Origin of the sequence: Enterobacter cloacae complex sp. ECL72 (assembly GCF_019056635.1) — a bacterium.
Taxonomy (GTDB): Bacteria; Pseudomonadota; Gammaproteobacteria; order Enterobacterales; family Enterobacteriaceae; genus Enterobacter; species Enterobacter hormaechei_C.
This window is the reverse complement of the sequence record NZ_CP077659.1, coordinates 932,922-947,964: the sequence shown is the minus strand read 5'-3', so window position 1 is coordinate 947,964 and position 15,043 is coordinate 932,922. Positions and strand designations below refer to the sequence as shown.

At 54.1% G+C, this 15,043-nt stretch carries 16 protein-coding genes; 11 read left to right on the top strand and 5 right to left on the bottom strand.

Annotated features, from left to right (window positions below; translation table 11 throughout):
* Positions 1-98: 98 nt before the first annotated feature.
* A complete protein-coding gene (locus KTH07_RS04505) occupies positions 99-1,208 on the bottom strand; it encodes an anion transporter (RefSeq protein ID WP_017384914.1) in 1,110 nt (369 codons plus the stop codon).
* Positions 1,205-1,678, bottom strand: a complete 474-nt coding sequence (gene mntR / locus KTH07_RS04500; RefSeq protein ID WP_015571059.1) for a manganese-binding transcriptional regulator MntR — start codon at positions 1,676-1,678, stop codon at positions 1,205-1,207. The genes KTH07_RS04505 and mntR overlap by 4 nt, the downstream gene beginning before the upstream one ends.
* 183 nt (positions 1,679-1,861) lie before the next feature.
* Between mntR and mntS the strand changes: the two genes are divergently transcribed.
* Positions 1,862-1,990: a manganase accumulation protein MntS gene (mntS, locus tag KTH07_RS04495; protein ID WP_017384915.1), complete on the top strand. Its 129-nt coding sequence runs from the start codon at positions 1,862-1,864 to the stop codon at positions 1,988-1,990.
* A gap of 269 nt (positions 1,991-2,259) precedes the next feature.
* The gene (locus KTH07_RS04490) at positions 2,260-3,843 is read left to right on the top strand and encodes a phosphoethanolamine transferase (protein WP_017384916.1); all 1,584 of its coding nucleotides are present in this window, start codon (positions 2,260-2,262) and stop codon (positions 3,841-3,843) included.
* 114 nt (positions 3,844-3,957) lie between these two features.
* Here KTH07_RS04490 and ompX read toward each other — a convergent pair whose 3' ends face one another.
* Positions 3,958-4,476 carry an outer membrane protein OmpX gene (gene ompX, locus KTH07_RS04485; protein WP_003858450.1) on the bottom strand — a complete coding sequence of 173 codons (519 nt, stop codon included), beginning with the start codon at positions 4,474-4,476 and terminating at the stop codon, positions 3,958-3,960.
* A gap of 354 nt (positions 4,477-4,830) precedes the next feature.
* Here ompX and rhtA point away from each other — a divergent pair, with 354 nt between their 5' ends.
* The 6 genes from rhtA (at position 4,831) to ybiO (ending at position 11,428) form a co-directional block, all read left to right on the top strand.
* Positions 4,831-5,718, top strand: coding sequence for a threonine/homoserine exporter RhtA (gene rhtA, locus KTH07_RS04480; RefSeq protein ID WP_017384917.1), 888 nt, complete (start codon positions 4,831-4,833; stop codon positions 5,716-5,718).
* Between the two features lie 298 nt (positions 5,719-6,016).
* The gene (gene dps / locus KTH07_RS04475; RefSeq protein WP_000100801.1) at positions 6,017-6,520 is read left to right on the top strand and encodes a DNA starvation/stationary phase protection protein Dps; all 504 of its coding nucleotides are present in this window, start codon (positions 6,017-6,019) and stop codon (positions 6,518-6,520) included.
* A 361-nt stretch (positions 6,521-6,881) separates the two neighbouring features.
* The gene (gene glnH / locus KTH07_RS04470; RefSeq protein WP_003858455.1) at positions 6,882-7,625 is read left to right on the top strand and encodes a glutamine ABC transporter substrate-binding protein GlnH; all 744 of its coding nucleotides are present in this window, start codon (positions 6,882-6,884) and stop codon (positions 7,623-7,625) included.
* Positions 7,626-7,718: 93 nt separating this feature from the next.
* Positions 7,719-8,378: a glutamine ABC transporter permease GlnP gene (gene glnP, locus KTH07_RS04465; RefSeq protein WP_003858462.1), complete on the top strand. Its 660-nt coding sequence runs from the start codon at positions 7,719-7,721 to the stop codon at positions 8,376-8,378.
* On the top strand, positions 8,375-9,097 hold the full coding sequence (gene glnQ / locus KTH07_RS04460) for a glutamine ABC transporter ATP-binding protein GlnQ (RefSeq protein WP_006809503.1): 723 nt from the start codon (positions 8,375-8,377) through the stop codon (positions 9,095-9,097). The genes glnP and glnQ overlap by 4 nt, the downstream gene beginning before the upstream one ends.
* Before the next feature lie 120 nt (positions 9,098-9,217).
* Positions 9,218-11,428: a mechanosensitive channel protein gene (gene ybiO / locus KTH07_RS04455; protein ID WP_032620037.1), complete on the top strand. Its 2,211-nt coding sequence runs from the start codon at positions 9,218-9,220 to the stop codon at positions 11,426-11,428.
* Positions 11,429-11,473: 45 nt separating this feature from the next.
* Here the strand turns inward: ybiO and rlmF are convergent, their stop codons facing one another.
* Positions 11,474-12,385 (bottom strand): 23S rRNA (adenine(1618)-N(6))-methyltransferase RlmF, encoded by a 912-nt coding sequence (rlmF, locus tag KTH07_RS04450; protein ID WP_032620039.1) that lies wholly within the window; start codon positions 12,383-12,385, stop codon positions 11,474-11,476.
* A 242-nt stretch (positions 12,386-12,627) separates the two neighbouring features.
* On the opposite strand from rlmF, the gene mcbA reads away from it, so the two are divergent.
* The 3 genes from mcbA (at position 12,628) to ybiJ (ending at position 13,827) form a co-directional block, all read left to right on the top strand.
* Positions 12,628-12,891, top strand: a complete 264-nt coding sequence (gene mcbA, locus KTH07_RS04445; RefSeq protein WP_003858470.1) for a DUF1471 family periplasmic protein McbA — start codon at positions 12,628-12,630, stop codon at positions 12,889-12,891.
* A gap of 123 nt (positions 12,892-13,014) precedes the next feature.
* Complete coding sequence (locus KTH07_RS04440; RefSeq protein ID WP_017693765.1) at positions 13,015-13,281, top strand: DksA/TraR family C4-type zinc finger protein; 267 nt, start codon at positions 13,015-13,017, stop codon at positions 13,279-13,281.
* A gap of 285 nt (positions 13,282-13,566) precedes the next feature.
* Positions 13,567-13,827: a DUF1471 family protein YbiJ gene (ybiJ, locus tag KTH07_RS04435; protein ID WP_003858474.1), complete on the top strand. Its 261-nt coding sequence runs from the start codon at positions 13,567-13,569 to the stop codon at positions 13,825-13,827.
* 116 nt (positions 13,828-13,943) lie between these two features.
* Here the strand turns inward: ybiJ and ybiB are convergent, their stop codons facing one another.
* Positions 13,944-14,906, bottom strand: a complete 963-nt coding sequence (gene ybiB / locus KTH07_RS04430) for a DNA-binding protein YbiB (RefSeq protein WP_023303333.1) — start codon at positions 14,904-14,906, stop codon at positions 13,944-13,946.
* Positions 14,907-15,043: the final 137 nt, after the last annotated feature.

Sequence of the window (15,043 nt, the reverse complement as noted above, 5' to 3'; positions counted from 1 at the left end):
TCAGCAACGGTCCTGTCAGTGAGCGGCATCACACTATGCCGTTCACTAAAGCTAGGACGTTGCTATACATTTGCCAGGAAAAACTGACAAATTGCGCACTATATGAGAAGGAATAGTCCGAAACCCACCGCCGCTGACCAGAGCAGCATCGGGATTGACCATAAATGGAAGCGCCACCAGATGCGGCGATCGTTGGCCATCCGCAGGGCGATGAGGTTAGCCAGCGAGCCAGGCAGCAACCCAAAGCCGCCGACGTTGACCGCCCACGCCAGCAGTACCGTTGGGGGAACATAGTTAAGCAGCAAAATGGTGGACGGCACGTTACTGATCACCTGCGAGAGACCAATCGCCGTCAGCCATAATCCCGGCTGTGACAGACCGCTGACGCTATGGAGAACGTTCTGCAATACAGGGAGCTGGATCAGGAGATGGACGTCAATAAACATCGCCATAAACACCAGCAGCAGCGTCCAGTCAACGCTCACCAGCACCCGCCGGGCGAGGAACAGGAAGCCGCACGCCACCAGCAGCGCGCCCGCCAGCGCCTGGTTTAACTCCAGCGCGATAAGGAAAACGATATACAGCCCCAGGCAGCTCCAGACGAGACGCGGCTGCCACTGGGGGCCGGTTGTACCGCTGTGGTACTGCAACGATTTATTCGGGAAAGCAAACCAGCCCACCGCCAGCAGCGACGCCACGATCGCCAGCGCCAGCGGCGCCATCTGCCCGGTAAACGCGGTAAACGACAGGCCGGAGCGTCCCCACAGCAGAATGTTCTGCGGGTTACCGATAGGCGTGAGCAGCGAGCCCGCATTGACGGCCAGCGCTTCAAAGATAATCAGACGGGTAACCGGTATTTCGCACAGCTTACGCAGCGTGAGCGTAAGCGGCACCACGATAAAAAGCGCCACGTCATTAGTGAGAAACGTCGACAACAGCGCCGCCGAAAAGACCATAAACAGGGCCAGCTTGCGCTCGGTGGCGAAGCGGCGCACCATTTTGCGCCCCAGCACGTCAAAATAGCCGCTCAGCTCCACGCCTTTGGTGAGCATCATCAAACCGCTCAGAGTAATAATGGTGCGCCAGTCTATGGCCGCCGGCCAGGTGTGCGGCGTGAAGGGCACAAAGACGCTGAGCCCAACGCCAGTGATCAGTAAAAGATGGAAAAAGCGATCGCGTTTCAGGGCCTGCAAGCCGGGGATGTTCATTCAGCGGAGGGACCGTATTTGAGCGTAAACTCGCGGAACTTCAACAGCGTCTCTTCACTGACGTGGTGTTCCATACCTTCGGCATCCCGACGGGCAATTTCCGGGCTGACGCCCAGCACCAGTAAAAAATTCTCGACGATCTGGTGGCGCTCGCGGCTCTCCTGCGCCAGCTTTTCGCCCTCAGCGGTGAGAAACACCCCGCGCCAGGGGATCATCTCGATCAGCCCGACCGACGCCAGACGTTTTAACATTTTTGCAACGGTTGGCTGCGACACCCCAAGGCGTGCGGCCATATCCACCTGGCGCGCTTCTCCAACCTCACGGATCAGATCAGAGATCAGTTCGACATAATCATCAATCAGCTCCCGGCGGTGCGCCTCACGCACCTGGCGGAAGCCTTCCACATGCTCTTCAACGTTCACCAGTTGCGTCGTTTTTTTTGTTGTTGGCTTACCTGCGCGACGGTTCATTGTGCTTCCTCAATGGGGTTGACGCTTCCAGCGCCCTGTAACGGAGCGCACATTGTAAACCATAGCTCTACAAGCACAAAAAATTAACGAATTAGCCATAGCTATACAATATAGCCTGTGCTATATCTGTATGTAATGCAGTCACCCTTCACGGATCGAAGGGATCATGAATCAGGAGGTCTTATGAATGAATTCAAGAGGTGTATGAACGTGTTTACCCACTCTCCTTTTAAAGTGCGCCTGATGCTGTTGAACATGCTGTGCGATATGTTTAACGCCAAACCGCAGCAGGACGACAATTCTTCCCACTAAGCGGCGTCGCGGTACGCCGCTTCATTTTCCCGTCACACTTACGTTGTAAACTGGCCTGTTCCCGATTATTTTTGCGGATTTGCAGCCCCCTTCGCAAAACATCTGTTTAGCAACTGTTGACCTTAATTCACGCTCGCACTATCTTCTTGCAGCCCTGCACAATTTGCGGCTCGCTGAAGCGGACCTCTCATTCCCTTTCCACGCACTGTCCGGCAGGCTTTGACCCTTGACGCCAGGGTGAGCACATGGCGTTTTCGTGATAGTGATCTATGAACGTAACCCTGATTGATACACTTGTTACCCGCAGCCGGGCCTTAAGCCCGTGGACGGGATTCTATTTTTTGCAATCGCTGTTGATTAACTTTGCTCTTGGCTACCCCTTTAGCCTGCTTTATGCCGTCGGATTCACCTGTATTCTTCACCTGCTCTGGCGAAGCGCACCGCGCGTGCAGAAAGTGCTTATCGGGATCTGTTCTCTGATTGCTGCCGCCTATTTCCCGTTTGGCCAGGCCTATGGCGCGCCGAACTTTAATACTCTGCTGGCGCTCCACTCCACCAATATGGAAGAGTCCACAGAGATCCTGACGATCTTTCCGTGGTACAACTACGTGGTTGGCCTTTTCATTTTTGCCCTCGGCGTGATTGCGGTTCGTCGTAAGCCCGTCGGGAAAAAGGCATGGGGTAAAATTGAAAGCCTGTGCCTGGCCTTTAGCGTGGTGACGTTTTTTGTTGCACCGGTACAAAATCTGGCCTGGGGCGGCGTGTTTAAGCTTAAAGATACCGGGTATCCGGTGTTTCGCTTCGTCAAAGACGTGGTGGTGAATAACGAGGAAGTGCTCGACGAGCAGGCGCGTATGGCCGAGCTTTCCACCATGAAAGACACCTGGAATGTGCTGGCGGTGAAACCGAAGTATCACACCTACGTGGTGGTGATCGGTGAAAGCGCGCGTCGCGATGCGCTCGGCGCGTTTGGCGGTCACTGGGATAACACGCCGTTTGCCAGCGCCGTTAACGGTACGCTGTTTACCGACTACGTGGCGGCCAGCGGCTCGACGCAGAAATCACTCGGTCTGACGCTCAACCGCGTGGTGGATGGAAAACCGCAGTTTCAGGATAATTTTGTCACCCTGGCCAACCGGGCAGGTTTTCAGACATGGTGGTTCTCTAACCAGGGACAGATCGGCGAGTATGATACCGCCATCGCCAGCATCGCGAAGCGTGCCGACGAGGTACAGTTCCTGAAAAGCGGTGATTTCGAAGCCGATAAAAACACAAAAGATGAAGCGTTGCTAAAAATGACGGCGCAGGTCTTTGCTACTCAGCGCACCCAGCCGCAGCTGATTGTCCTGCACCTGATGGGGTCACACCCGCAGGCATGCGATCGTACCGGGGGAAAATATGCGGAGTTTGTGCAATCCAAAGAGACCTCGTGTTATCTCTACACCATGACGCAAACCGACGATCTGCTCAGCAAGCTGTACGCACAGCTGCGCAACAGCGGCGACAGCTTCTCGATGGTCTATTTCTCTGACCACGGTCTGGCATTTAAGGAGCGCGGTAAACAGGTGCAGTATCTGGCACACGATGACAAGTTCCAGCAAAACTTCCAGGTACCGTTTATGGTGCTGTCGAGTGATGACAAAACGCATCGCATCATCAAAGCGCGCCGTTCCGCGAACGATTTCCTGAAATTCTTCTCACAATGGACGGGGATTAAGGCGAAAGAGATAAAAAATGATTACCCGTTTATCTCCGGGAAGAAGGGCCCGCCAGTTTACATTACCAACTTTAAGTTACAGAAAGTCGACTATAACCATCTTGGGACGGATATTTTCGATATTAAGAGTAAGTAATTTCTGCCGTTTCGTGCGGGCTGATGCCCTCACCGGCCCTCTCCCACGGGGAGAGGGTACAAACAAAAAAAATCCGCCACATTGGGCGGATTTTTTACTGGCTCACCGAAGTGATTAGAAGCGGTAACCTACGCCCGCGATCCAGGTGCCAACGTCAACGTTGCGGATACGGCTCTGCTCATAGGAGAAGTCCAGAGCAACGTTTTCGATTGGGTTGAACTGCATACCTGCGCCATAGGAGAAACCATAGTCGCTGTTGCTTGCAGTACGGTTCAGACCCTGGTTTTCGGTCTGCTGGAATTTACCGTAGCCAACACCTACAACACCGTAGATGCTTGCCCAGTCATTCAGGCGGTAAGCAGGACCCGCGGTGATGCCGTAGTACTGACCTTTATTGTAAGAGCCATTTTCAGTACGATCTTTCTCGGTGTAAGTGAAAGAACCGATCACACCCAGCGGGTTGTTGTCTTGCTCGTAACGGTACTTCAGGTTGAAACCGTTGGTTTTGTTCATCACGCCCTGCATATCGCTCTGAGCGTAACCACCGGTTACAGTAGAAGTTGCCGCTACAGCGGTACCTGCGGAAACAGCCAGAACAGCTGCCAGTGCTGAAAGACATGCAATTTTTTTCATAACCACCTCAAATGTGCTTCAAGTAAGTCCGTAAGTTTTAAATATATCAAAAAATTCTGTGAAACTCTTTGTCATTCACGATGTCTAATGCGACCTTTCCTGTAACAGAACATTTCCAGCACCAGCTATCTCGTTCAAATAACTCCAGATTTTCACCTGTAAATGCTAATAGTGCGCGTCATCGCCATTTAGTTCATCCAGATTATTCCTAATCTTTCGGGCGATAAAATCATCAACGTTTTCTCATTTTACGGATTTTCCCTGGATTTTTTTCAACAGTAGCTCAACCGTTGCAGCTTATTTCCATTACACTGCGACTTTTACCTCATTTGACATAAATTGACAGGAGAAAGGATGCCAGGTTTACCTCGTAAATCGTCGGTCTGGATGCCGGTGGCAGTCATACTTATCGCGATGATGTCCATACAAAGCGGCGCGTCGCTGGCAAAATCGCTGTTTCCGCTGGTTGGTGCGCCCGGCGTCACGGCGCTGCGTATCGCATTAGGCACCCTGATCCTCGTGGTTGTTTTTAAACCCTGGCGGCTACGGTTTAAAAAGGAGCAGCGACTGCCACTGCTTTTTTATGGGCTGGCGCTGGGAGGGATGAACTACATGTTCTATCTCTCTATTCAGACGATCCCGCTGGGGATCGCGGTCGCGCTTGAATTTACCGGCCCGCTGGCGGTTGCCCTCTTCTCTTCTCGTCGTCCGGTAGACTTTATCTGGGTCGTACTGGCCGTGCTGGGGCTATGGTTCCTGCTGCCGCTCGGGCAAAGCGTTTCACAAATCGATCTGACAGGGGCAGCTCTGGCGCTGGGCGCGGGGGCATGCTGGGCGGTGTATATTCTCACTGGCCAGCGTGCGGGGGAAGAGCACGGCCCCGCGACGGTCGCCTTAGGCTCGCTAATTGCCGCCGTTATCTTTGTCCCGATTGGAATGGCACAAGCGACAGACTCAATATGGCAATGGTCAATCCTGCCGGTTGGGCTGGCGGTTGCCATTCTCTCCACGGCGCTGCCCTACTCTCTGGAGATGATCGCCCTGACGCGCCTGCCCACACGCATTTTTGGTACGCTCATGAGCATGGAGCCCGCGCTGGCCGCCATCTCAGGAATGATTTTCCTCGGTGAAACCCTGACCCTGGTACAAACGCTGGCGCTCTGTTCCATTATCGCGGCGTCAATGGGCTCCACCCTGACCATGCGTCCGGAACCTAAAGTGGAAAAAATAGACCTCAACTAAGCCTTAAATTCTGCATGGCTAACCCGCCATGCAGAATATACGCCACGTCAGTAGCTCAAATAATTTCTTACAAACTCTCTCATATTGCCAAAATATTTCACCTGCTCGCCTTCCGGGAAAACGAATTAAGATTGATCTGCATCAATTTAAATAAAACACTTATTTTTCAAAGGATTGAGAATACAACCTTCCTTTCACTATTAAACCAATAGGCAGAGCCAAATCGCAGAGAAAAAATCCGGTGCTATACTTAGTCCCGTAATTACCTGGGACACAAACATCAAGAGGATATGAGATTATGAGTACCGCTAAACTGGTGAAAACGAAAGCGTCTAATCTGCTTTATACCCGTAACGATGTATCGGATAGCGATAAAAAAGCGACCATCGAGTTGCTGAATCGCCAGGTGGTCCAGTTCATCGATCTTTCGCTGATCACCAAACAGGCCCACTGGAATATGCGCGGTGCAAACTTTATTGCCGTTCATGAAATGCTGGATGGCTTCCGCACAGCACTGGTGACTCACCTGGATACCATGGCCGAACGCGCCGTACAGCTCGGTGGCGTGGCACTGGGTACCACACAGGTGATCAACAGCAAAACGCCACTGAAAAGCTATCCGCTGGATATCCATACCGTTCAGGATCACCTGAAAGAGCTGGCGGATCGTTATGCGATTGTGGCGAACGATGTTCGTAAAGCGATTGGCGAAGCCAAAGATGAAGATACCGCTGATATCTTCACTGCCGCATCACGCGACCTGGATCAGTTCCTGTGGTTCATCGAGTCCAACATCGAATAATCCCTGCGGATTGTCCGAATAACCCTCGCCCCTGGCGGGGGTTTTGCACATTTATGGTGCGCACTTTTGCCCGCAATGGCCGCAAAAGTGAATAAAATGTAATTATCACCTCACACAACCGTTAACGGAAGATTGTTTTTTCGTCAGATTCTGCGCTAAATATCCCCCTGTCAGAAGACCTTAACGAAGCGCACCAAAACGGTGCTCCATTCTGGTGCAACCTGGCAGAATTGCCACGCTTTTTGTGCAATGCGTGACATCATCCCCTTTGCAAAACAACAGCTTGTAAAATTGGCACGATTTTTTCATTGTGCCTGAGGTTCTCGCAGGGGATCGCCCCGTGGATATAAAAGGAAATGCTATGAAGTCTGTATTAAAAGTTTCACTGGCTGCACTTACCCTGGCGTTTGCGGTGTCCTCGCAGGCTGCCGACAAACTGGTTGTGGCGACTGACACGGCGTTCGTACCGTTTGAATTCAAACAGGGTGATAAATACGTTGGTTTTGACGTGGATCTGTGGGCCGCTGTCGCAAAAGAACTCAAACTGGATTACACCCTGAAGCCAATGGATTTCAGCGGCATTATCCCGGCACTGCAAACCAAAAACGTTGACCTGGCGCTGGCAGGCATCACCATTACCGAAGAGCGTAAAAAAGCCATCGACTTCTCTGACGGCTACTACAAAAGCGGCCTGCTGGTGATGGTGAAAGCGGATAACAACGACGTGAAAAGCGTGAAAGATCTCGACGGTAAAGTGGTCGCCGTGAAGAGCGGCACCGGCTCCGTTGATTACGCGAAAGCCAACATCAAAACCAAAGACCTGCGTCAGTTCCCGAACATCGACAACGCTTACATGGAACTGGGCACCAACCGCGCTGACGCGGTGCTGCACGACACGCCTAACATCCTTTACTTCATCAAAACCGCCGGTAATGGCAAGTTCAAAGCGGTAGGTGATTCCCTGGAAGCTCAGCAGTACGGTATTGCGTTCCCGAAAGGCAGCGACGACCTGCGTAACAAAGTTAACGGCGCGCTGAAAACCCTGAAAGAGAACGGCACCTATAACGAAATCTACAAAAAATGGTTCGGTACCGAGCCTAAATAATTTCACCTGACTTCAGGTTTGTAACGCCCGGTGGCGCTTCCGCTTACCGGGCCTACGTTTTTTGTTTTTCACCACGGTATACAGGAATACATCATGCAGTTTGACTGGAGCGCCATCTGGCCTGCCATTCCTCTCTTGCTTGAAGGCGCTAAAATGACCCTGTGGATTTCGGTCCTCGGTCTGGTTGGCGGGTTGATTATCGGTCTGGTGGCCGGTTTCGCCCGCACCTACGGCGGCTGGATTGCAAACCACATCGCACTGGTTTTCATCGAAGTGATCCGCGGCACCCCCATTGTGGTGCAGGTCATGTTCATCTACTTCGCCCTGCCGATGGCCTTCACCGACCTGCGCATCGACCCGTTCAGCGCCGCCGTTGTCACCATCATGATCAACTCCGGCGCCTACATTGCGGAAATTACCCGCGGTGCGGTGCTGTCGATTCATAAAGGCTTCAGCGAAGCCGGCCTGGCGTTAGGTCTTTCCCGTCGCGAAACCATTCGTCACGTGATCCTGCCGTTGGCGCTGCGCCGCATGCTGCCGCCGCTGGGTAACCAGTGGATCATCAGCATTAAAGACACCTCGCTGTTTATTGTTATCGGCGTGGCCGAACTGACCCGTCAGGGCCAGGAGATCATCGCGGGTAACTTCCGCGCTCTGGAAATCTGGAGTGCGGTCGCCGTTGTCTATCTGATTATCACGCTTGTCCTGAGCTTTGTTCTGCGTCGTCTTGAAAGAAGGATGAAAATCCTGTGATTGAATTTAAAAACGTTTCCAAGCACTTTGGCCCAACCCAGGTGCTGCACAATATCGATTTGAACATCAGGCAGGGCGAAGTGGTGGTGATCATCGGGCCGTCCGGTTCCGGCAAATCCACCCTGCTGCGCTGCATTAACAAGCTTGAGGAGATTACCAGCGGCGATTTGATCGTCGATGGTCTGAAGGTTAACGATCCGAAAGTGGACGAGCGCCTGATCCGCCAGGAAGCGGGCATGGTGTTCCAGCAGTTCTACCTGTTCCCGCACCTCACGGCGCTGGAAAACGTGATGTTTGGTCCTCTGCGCGTGCGCGGGGCCAGCAAAGCGGCAGCGGAAGCGCTGGCAAAAGATCTGCTGGCGAAGGTTGGTCTGGCGGAGCGTGCCCACCACTATCCTTCCGAGCTTTCCGGCGGCCAGCAGCAGCGCGTGGCCATTGCCCGTGCGCTGGCGGTGAAGCCAAAGATGATGCTGTTCGATGAGCCAACGTCGGCACTCGACCCGGAGCTGCGTCACGAAGTGCTGAAAGTTATGCAGGATCTGGCGGAAGAAGGCATGACGATGGTGATCGTTACCCACGAAATCGGCTTTGCCGAAAAGGTGGCGTCCCGTCTGATCTTCATTGATAAGGGCCGTATCGCGGAGGACGGGAATCCGCAGGCGCTGATTGCGAACCCACCAAGCCAGCGCCTCCAGGAGTTCCTGCAACACGTCTCCTGATAGCCACACCCAGAGCCGGGCATGCCCGGCTTTTTTACGCCGGATTGTTCCCAAAAACTCCCCTCCGCTCCCCGCGCTCTATACTTATCATTTTGCACGATATTTTTGTCGGAGGACGCCGTGCCGTGGATCCTGTTGCTACTGTTTAGCCTGTTTAGCGCGCCATCACTTGCTGTAACCCTTCCCGGCGTTACCACCGGAGCCACCGCCACCCAGCAAAATGCGCCGCCAGAGCCAGACGCTGAAAAGAAAAAAGCCGCCTACGGCGCGCTGGCCGACGTGCTTGAGAACGACACGTCCCGACAGGAGCTGATCGATCAGCTGAGGAAGGTGGCCGCCACGCCGCCTCAGGATCCGGTTCCTGCTATTGCGCCGCCGGAAGCCGAAGAAGAAAAAACGGTGCTGGAAAACGTCACCGACATCAGTCGCCGCTACGGGGAAGCCCTGTCGTCGCGTTTTGCCCAGCTCTATCGCAACCTGGTTGGCACCTCACATAAGCCTTTTAATCCTCACACCTTTTCCGCAGCCGCCACCCAGTTTGCTATTCTGGCTGGCGCCGTCTTCATTTTTTACTGGCTGTTGCGCCTGTCTGTCTGGCCGCTTTACCGGAAAATGGGCCAGTGGGGACGCAAAAAGAATCAGCATAAAAGCAGCTGGCTGCATCTTCCGGCAATGATTACCGGGGCGTTTGTCATCGATTTGCTGCTGCTGGCCCTGACGCTGTTTGTCGGCCAGATGCTGGCCGACCGACTTAATACCGGAAACAAAACCATCGCGTTTCAGCAGGCACTGTTCCTCAATGCCTTTGCCCTGATTGAGTTCTTTAAAGCCCTCCTGCGGTTGATCTTCTGCCCGCGCGTGCCGGACCTTCGCCCCTTCGCCATTTCGGATCAGAGCGCCAAATACTGGGCGGTGCGGCTCAGCGTGCTGAGCGGGTTGATCGGTTATGGCCTGCTGGTTGCCGTGCCGATTATTTCCAACCAGGTTAACGTGCAGTTCGGGGCGCTGGCGAACGTGCTGATCATGCTGTGCATTACCGTCTGGGCGCTGTACCTCATCTTCCACAATAAAAAAGCGATCACCGACAGCCTGCTGCACCTGGCCGATCGCTCCCTCTCCTTTTTCAGCCTCTTTATTCGCGCCTTTGCGCTGGTGTGGCACTGGCTGGCCAGCGCCTATTTTATTGTGCTCTGTTTCTTCTCCCTGTTCGATCCGGGCAATAGCCTGAAATTTATGATGGGGGCGACGTTCAAAAGCCTGGCGATTATCGGCATCGCGGCCTTTGTCTCTGGCCTGCTTTCCCGCTGGCTGTCGAAAACGATCACCCTGTCGCCGCAGGTTCAGCGTAACTACCCGGAACTGCAAAAGCGGGTAAATGGCTGGATGACGGTATCCCTGAAGGTGGCGCGTATTCTGACGGTCTGCGTGGCAATTATGCTGCTGCTGAACGCGTGGGGGCTGTTTGATTTCTGGAACTGGCTGCATAACGGCGCGGGGGAAAAGACCGTTGATATTCTTATTCGTATCGCGCTGATCCTGTTCTTCTCCGCCGTCGGCTGGACGCTGCTGGCAAGCCTTATCGAAAACCGTCTGGTGTCGGATGTCCACGGCAGGCCGCTGCCGAGCGCCCGCGCCCGCACGCTGCTGACCCTGTGCCGCAACGCGCTGGCGGTGATCATCAGCACCATCACCATCATGATTGTACTGTCGGAAATCGGCGTGAATATCGCCCCGCTGCTGGCGGGTGCCGGTGCCCTGGGGCTGGCGATCTCCTTTGGTTCGCAGACGCTGGTGAAGGATATTATCACCGGCATTTTTATCCAGTTTGAGAACGGGATGAACACCGGGGATCTGGTGACCATCGGACCGCTCACCGGCACGGTGGAGAGGATGTCCATTCGCTCCGTCGGCGTACGTCAGGATACCGGCGCGTACCACATTATTCCGTGGTCATCGATCACCACCTTTGCCAACTTTGTGCGCGGCATTGGTTCGGTGGTGGCGAATTATGATGTCGATCGTCATGAGGATGCAGATAAGGCGAAGCAGGCGCTGCGGGATGCGGTGAGCGAACTGATGGAGATGGAGGATATTCGCGGGCTGGTGATTGGTGAACCGTCGTTCGCGGGCATCGTCGGGCTAACGAACACTGCCTTTACCCTGCGCGTGTCGTTCACCACCCAGCCGCTGAAGCAGTGGACGGTGCGCTTCGCCCTCGACAGCATGGTGAAAAAACACTTCGATCTGGCGAACGTGAGAGCGCCGGTGCAGACGTATCAGGTATTATCGCCGCCCGCTTCGCCGCTCCCTCCGCAAGAGCCGACGCTGTAACCGAGCCGGGTGGCGGCTTCGCCTTACCCGGCCTGCGATGGGGGGCTATTTGCGGCGTTTGTTATCGTCCATAAAGGTCCAGGCGATAAAGCGGCTCTGCTTCTGGCCCTGCGCCATCTCTTTTTTGATTACCTTCACCGCGCCGACGTCGGTCAGCGCGCGGTAAAGCGGCGGCAGGTTATCGCCGCGGGAGACCAGCGTGGTAAACCATTTCACCTGACGACCGAAGCCCTTACTCTCGGCAATCATGCGCAAAATAAATGCCACTTCCCCTCCCTCGCACCACAGCTCCTGCTGCTGGCCGCCAAAGTTCAGCGCGCCGTCTTCAGCCTGGCCCAGGTTACGCCGCTTGCGTTCACTTCCCGCACGTGCGGAGGCGGCGGAGTCGTGGAAGGGCGGGTTGCACAGGGTGGCATCATATTGTTCGTTCTTGTGAATAATGCCGTTGAAAATAGCAGCGGCATCCTTTTGACGACGCAAACGAACGGCCCGGCTTAACCCCGGGTTAGCGTTGATAATGGCCTGCGCGCTGGCGAAGGCTTCGGCGCCGATCTCGCTGCCGGTAAACCGCCACTGGTACTCATGTGCGCCTATCAGGGGGTAGATCAGGTTCGCGCCCGTACCGATATCAAGCACGGTGGCCTGTTTCGGCACCACGCCGCCATTGTCATCCGCCAGCAGATCGGCAAGATGATGGACATAATCCGCACGTCCTGGCACCGGTGGGCAGAGAAAGCCATCCGGGATGTCCCAGTGCGTAACGCCATAAAAATGGGCCAGCAGCGCTTTGTTCAGCGTCTTAACCGCCAGCGGATCGGCAAAGTTTACCGACGGTTCACCGGCTGGTGTCTGAACGATAAAATCCTGCAATTCCGGGCAGCTCAGGCACAGGGCTTTCATGTCGTAGCGGCTACGGTGGCGGTTACGCGGGTGCAATCCCGGCTTTTGGGAAGTCATGGCATTCTCCTTTAGACAGCCGCGTAAGATACCCTGTGACGGCGCGGGGGTAAATATCTGTCTGCGCTGCACAAAAAACCGACGAAAATCAGCAACCTGTATGTCTATGATCTGTCAGCAAATTGTCAGAATTTATCGTTCAAAAAATAAGCAGATCATCATCAAATTTTTGCGCTAAATCACGCGCGTCAGGCTTCTAAACTTAAGAGGAATCACCTGTTGTTTCCCCTGAGGATGTGATTATGAAAAAGTATCTGACCTTTATTATTGCGGGTGCGCTGGCAGGCGCATCGTTCTCAGCCTGGTCCGTTCAACCTCTGACCGACAGCAACGACACCAGCCAGCTACGTGCGGCCGGGACGGTCTCTGTCAGCCGGGCAAGCAACCTTGATGACCTTCAGGACAAGCTGGCCGAAAAAGCGCGTCAGGAAGGGGCTAAAGGCTTCGTGGTGAACGCCGCCGGTGGCGATAACCATATGTACGGCACCGCGACCATCTATAAATAACGCCCTCTTTTCCCACACTGCATCTGCCAGGCAGATGCAGTTCTCATTTCCTTCCTTCGCCTTGACTGTGCGTTTTTTAACCCCATATTAAGATGAATGGCTTAAACAGATCAGGAGAACATGATGGCTTCCGGCTGGGCGAATGACGACGCCGTTAACGAACAGATCAACAGTACCATTGAAGATGCGGTCGCGCGTGCTCGCGGTGAAATTCCGCGCGGCGAAAGTTTGACGGAATGCGAAGAATGCGGGGATCCGATTCCTGAAGCACGGCGTAAAGCCATTCCTGGCGTACGGCTATGCATTGCCTGTCAGCAGGAGAAAGATTCAAAAAATGCGGCACATTCAGGATATAATCGTAGAGGATCGAAAGACAGCCAGTTACGTTGACTTTCCTTTACCGAAGTTAACCGCGCCAGCCGTTTACTTTACGCTCACGACTTTTAGCGAAACGCGTAGCAAAACGTGCCCTTCCGATGGCTTCTGTAAAGCGCATCCCCAAGAAATGTCAATTGCGCTTCTGAATTTATTAATAATCAATAAGTTATTTGTCATTCAATTTTTTTGAGCAACCACGTCAATTCTCTTCGATTTTATCTTCCACTAAAAACCGTGATACTTATCACATCGACGGAACATCGTCCCCTTAACAGAATAACCTGCGAGAATTGACCTATGAAAACCATCAAATATGCTGTTGCCGCTGTTGCCCTGTCCGCTCTGTCTTTCGGCGCTTTCGCCGTAGAGCCAGTCTCCTCTACTCAGGCACAGGATCTGAACAAAATCGGGGTGGTGAGTGCTGAAGGCGCGACCACGCTGGACGGTCTGGAAGCCAAACTGGCGGAAAAAGCTGCCGCTGCCGGCGCAAGTGGATACACCATCACCTCCACTAACGGTAATAACAAACTGAGCGGTACTGCGGTTATCTACAAGTAATCGAACGAATTATGCTCCACCCTCACCCTACCCTCTGGTGAGATGCTCCAACCCTCATTGACCCTGTTGTTGTTACCCTTGTTTGCCCGTCCGCCACTGGACGGGCTTTTTTTTGCTTAAAAAGACTGCGCCACGCGCTGCAACCCGGCGTCCACAGACGCCACTTCCCCTGCCGCCAGCAGACAGCAGGCCATTTGCAGCTTGATAGACTGCGGAACCGGCACCTTTCCGGCCAGACACTGTACGATCCAGTGCGCGGTGACTTGCGGATCTTTCGACTCAGGCAGGATCACATCGCTGTTCTCTTCCCCACGTTCCAGCACGACCCGCGTCCCGGCAGGCTCAATTAGCATCAGCTGTGGACAACGCTGCGGGTTGGCGTAAACCTCCCCTTCAGTCCCGTGCATCAGCAGCGCTCGCCCGCCGATTTCGGCAAAGAATTGACCGACCCGCGTCACGTACTCCGGATGGGAGACGCTGGAAAGACGCAGCGCGGCGTCTTCGGCAAACGGCGTCGCCAGCTTCGCCAGGGTATGGGCGCTGTTACGTACCCCCATGCGCCAGCGCATGCCCAGCTGCTTTTCCAGCGGCGGGCAGAGCGCGCGCACGGGAATATAGACCGGCTGGTTCCCCTCCAGCTTTGCCTGCGCCTGGCCAGCATGGAGAGTGGGTTCGATGCCTAATAATTCCAGAATGGTTTCTGTCAGCACGCGCGTCGGATCTTCGCTCACGCCATGCACCACCACCGGGAAACCGAGTTTCTGCAACAGAATAGCCAGCAGCGGCGTGAGGTTTGCCTGCTTACGCGCGCCATTGTAGGTCGGGATCACAATCGGCATCGGCTTCGTGACGGGCGGGGTTAAACGCATCGTCTGCGACTGCATGGCCTCATAAAAACCGCGCATCTCCGCCTCACCTTCCCCTTTGATGCGCAGCGCAATCAGAATGCCGCCCATTTCCAGATCCGGCACGTCGCCATTCAGCATATGCGTGTACAACGCACGGGCCGTTTCCTGATCCAGATCGCGAGCATGGTTTTTCCCACGCCCTACCTCTTTGATAATTTTGCGGTAATCCACGACATTTCTCCTGACAGCATCATCTTGTTAACAATATAGCCCGATGAACACGCACCCGATAGTGTTTTGTGATCATTATCAACCTGCTGTTTTCAGGTAAAAAAATAAACTCAAGCACTATTTGCATTATTTGTGAT

Bases quoted from the DNA above. Each gene is read 5' to 3' on its own strand.
- KTH07_RS04440 (WP_017693765.1), top strand. From the start codon at position 13,015: ATGGCTTCCGGCTGGGCGAATGACGACGCCGTTAACGAACAGATCAAC.
- rlmF (WP_032620039.1), bottom strand. From the start codon at position 12,385: ATGACTTCCCAAAAGCCGGGATTGCACCCGCGTAACCGCCACCGTAGC.
- ybiJ (WP_003858474.1), top strand. From the start codon at position 13,567: ATGAAAACCATCAAATATGCTGTTGCCGCTGTTGCCCTGTCCGCTCTG.
- mcbA (WP_003858470.1), top strand. From the start codon at position 12,628: ATGAAAAAGTATCTGACCTTTATTATTGCGGGTGCGCTGGCAGGCGCA.
- dps (WP_000100801.1), top strand. From the start codon at position 6,017: ATGAGTACCGCTAAACTGGTGAAAACGAAAGCGTCTAATCTGCTTTAT.
- mntR (WP_015571059.1), bottom strand. From the start codon at position 1,678: ATGAACCGTCGCGCAGGTAAGCCAACAACAAAAAAAACGACGCAACTG.
- KTH07_RS04490 (WP_017384916.1), top strand. From the start codon at position 2,260: ATGAACGTAACCCTGATTGATACACTTGTTACCCGCAGCCGGGCCTTA.
- glnP (WP_003858462.1), top strand. From the start codon at position 7,719: ATGCAGTTTGACTGGAGCGCCATCTGGCCTGCCATTCCTCTCTTGCTT.
- mntS (WP_017384915.1), top strand. From the start codon at position 1,862: ATGAATGAATTCAAGAGGTGTATGAACGTGTTTACCCACTCTCCTTTT.
- glnH (WP_003858455.1), top strand. From the start codon at position 6,882: ATGAAGTCTGTATTAAAAGTTTCACTGGCTGCACTTACCCTGGCGTTT.
- KTH07_RS04505 (WP_017384914.1), bottom strand. From the start codon at position 1,208: ATGAACATCCCCGGCTTGCAGGCCCTGAAACGCGATCGCTTTTTCCAT.
- ompX (WP_003858450.1), bottom strand. From the start codon at position 4,476: ATGAAAAAAATTGCATGTCTTTCAGCACTGGCAGCTGTTCTGGCTGTT.
- rhtA (WP_017384917.1), top strand. From the start codon at position 4,831: ATGCCAGGTTTACCTCGTAAATCGTCGGTCTGGATGCCGGTGGCAGTC.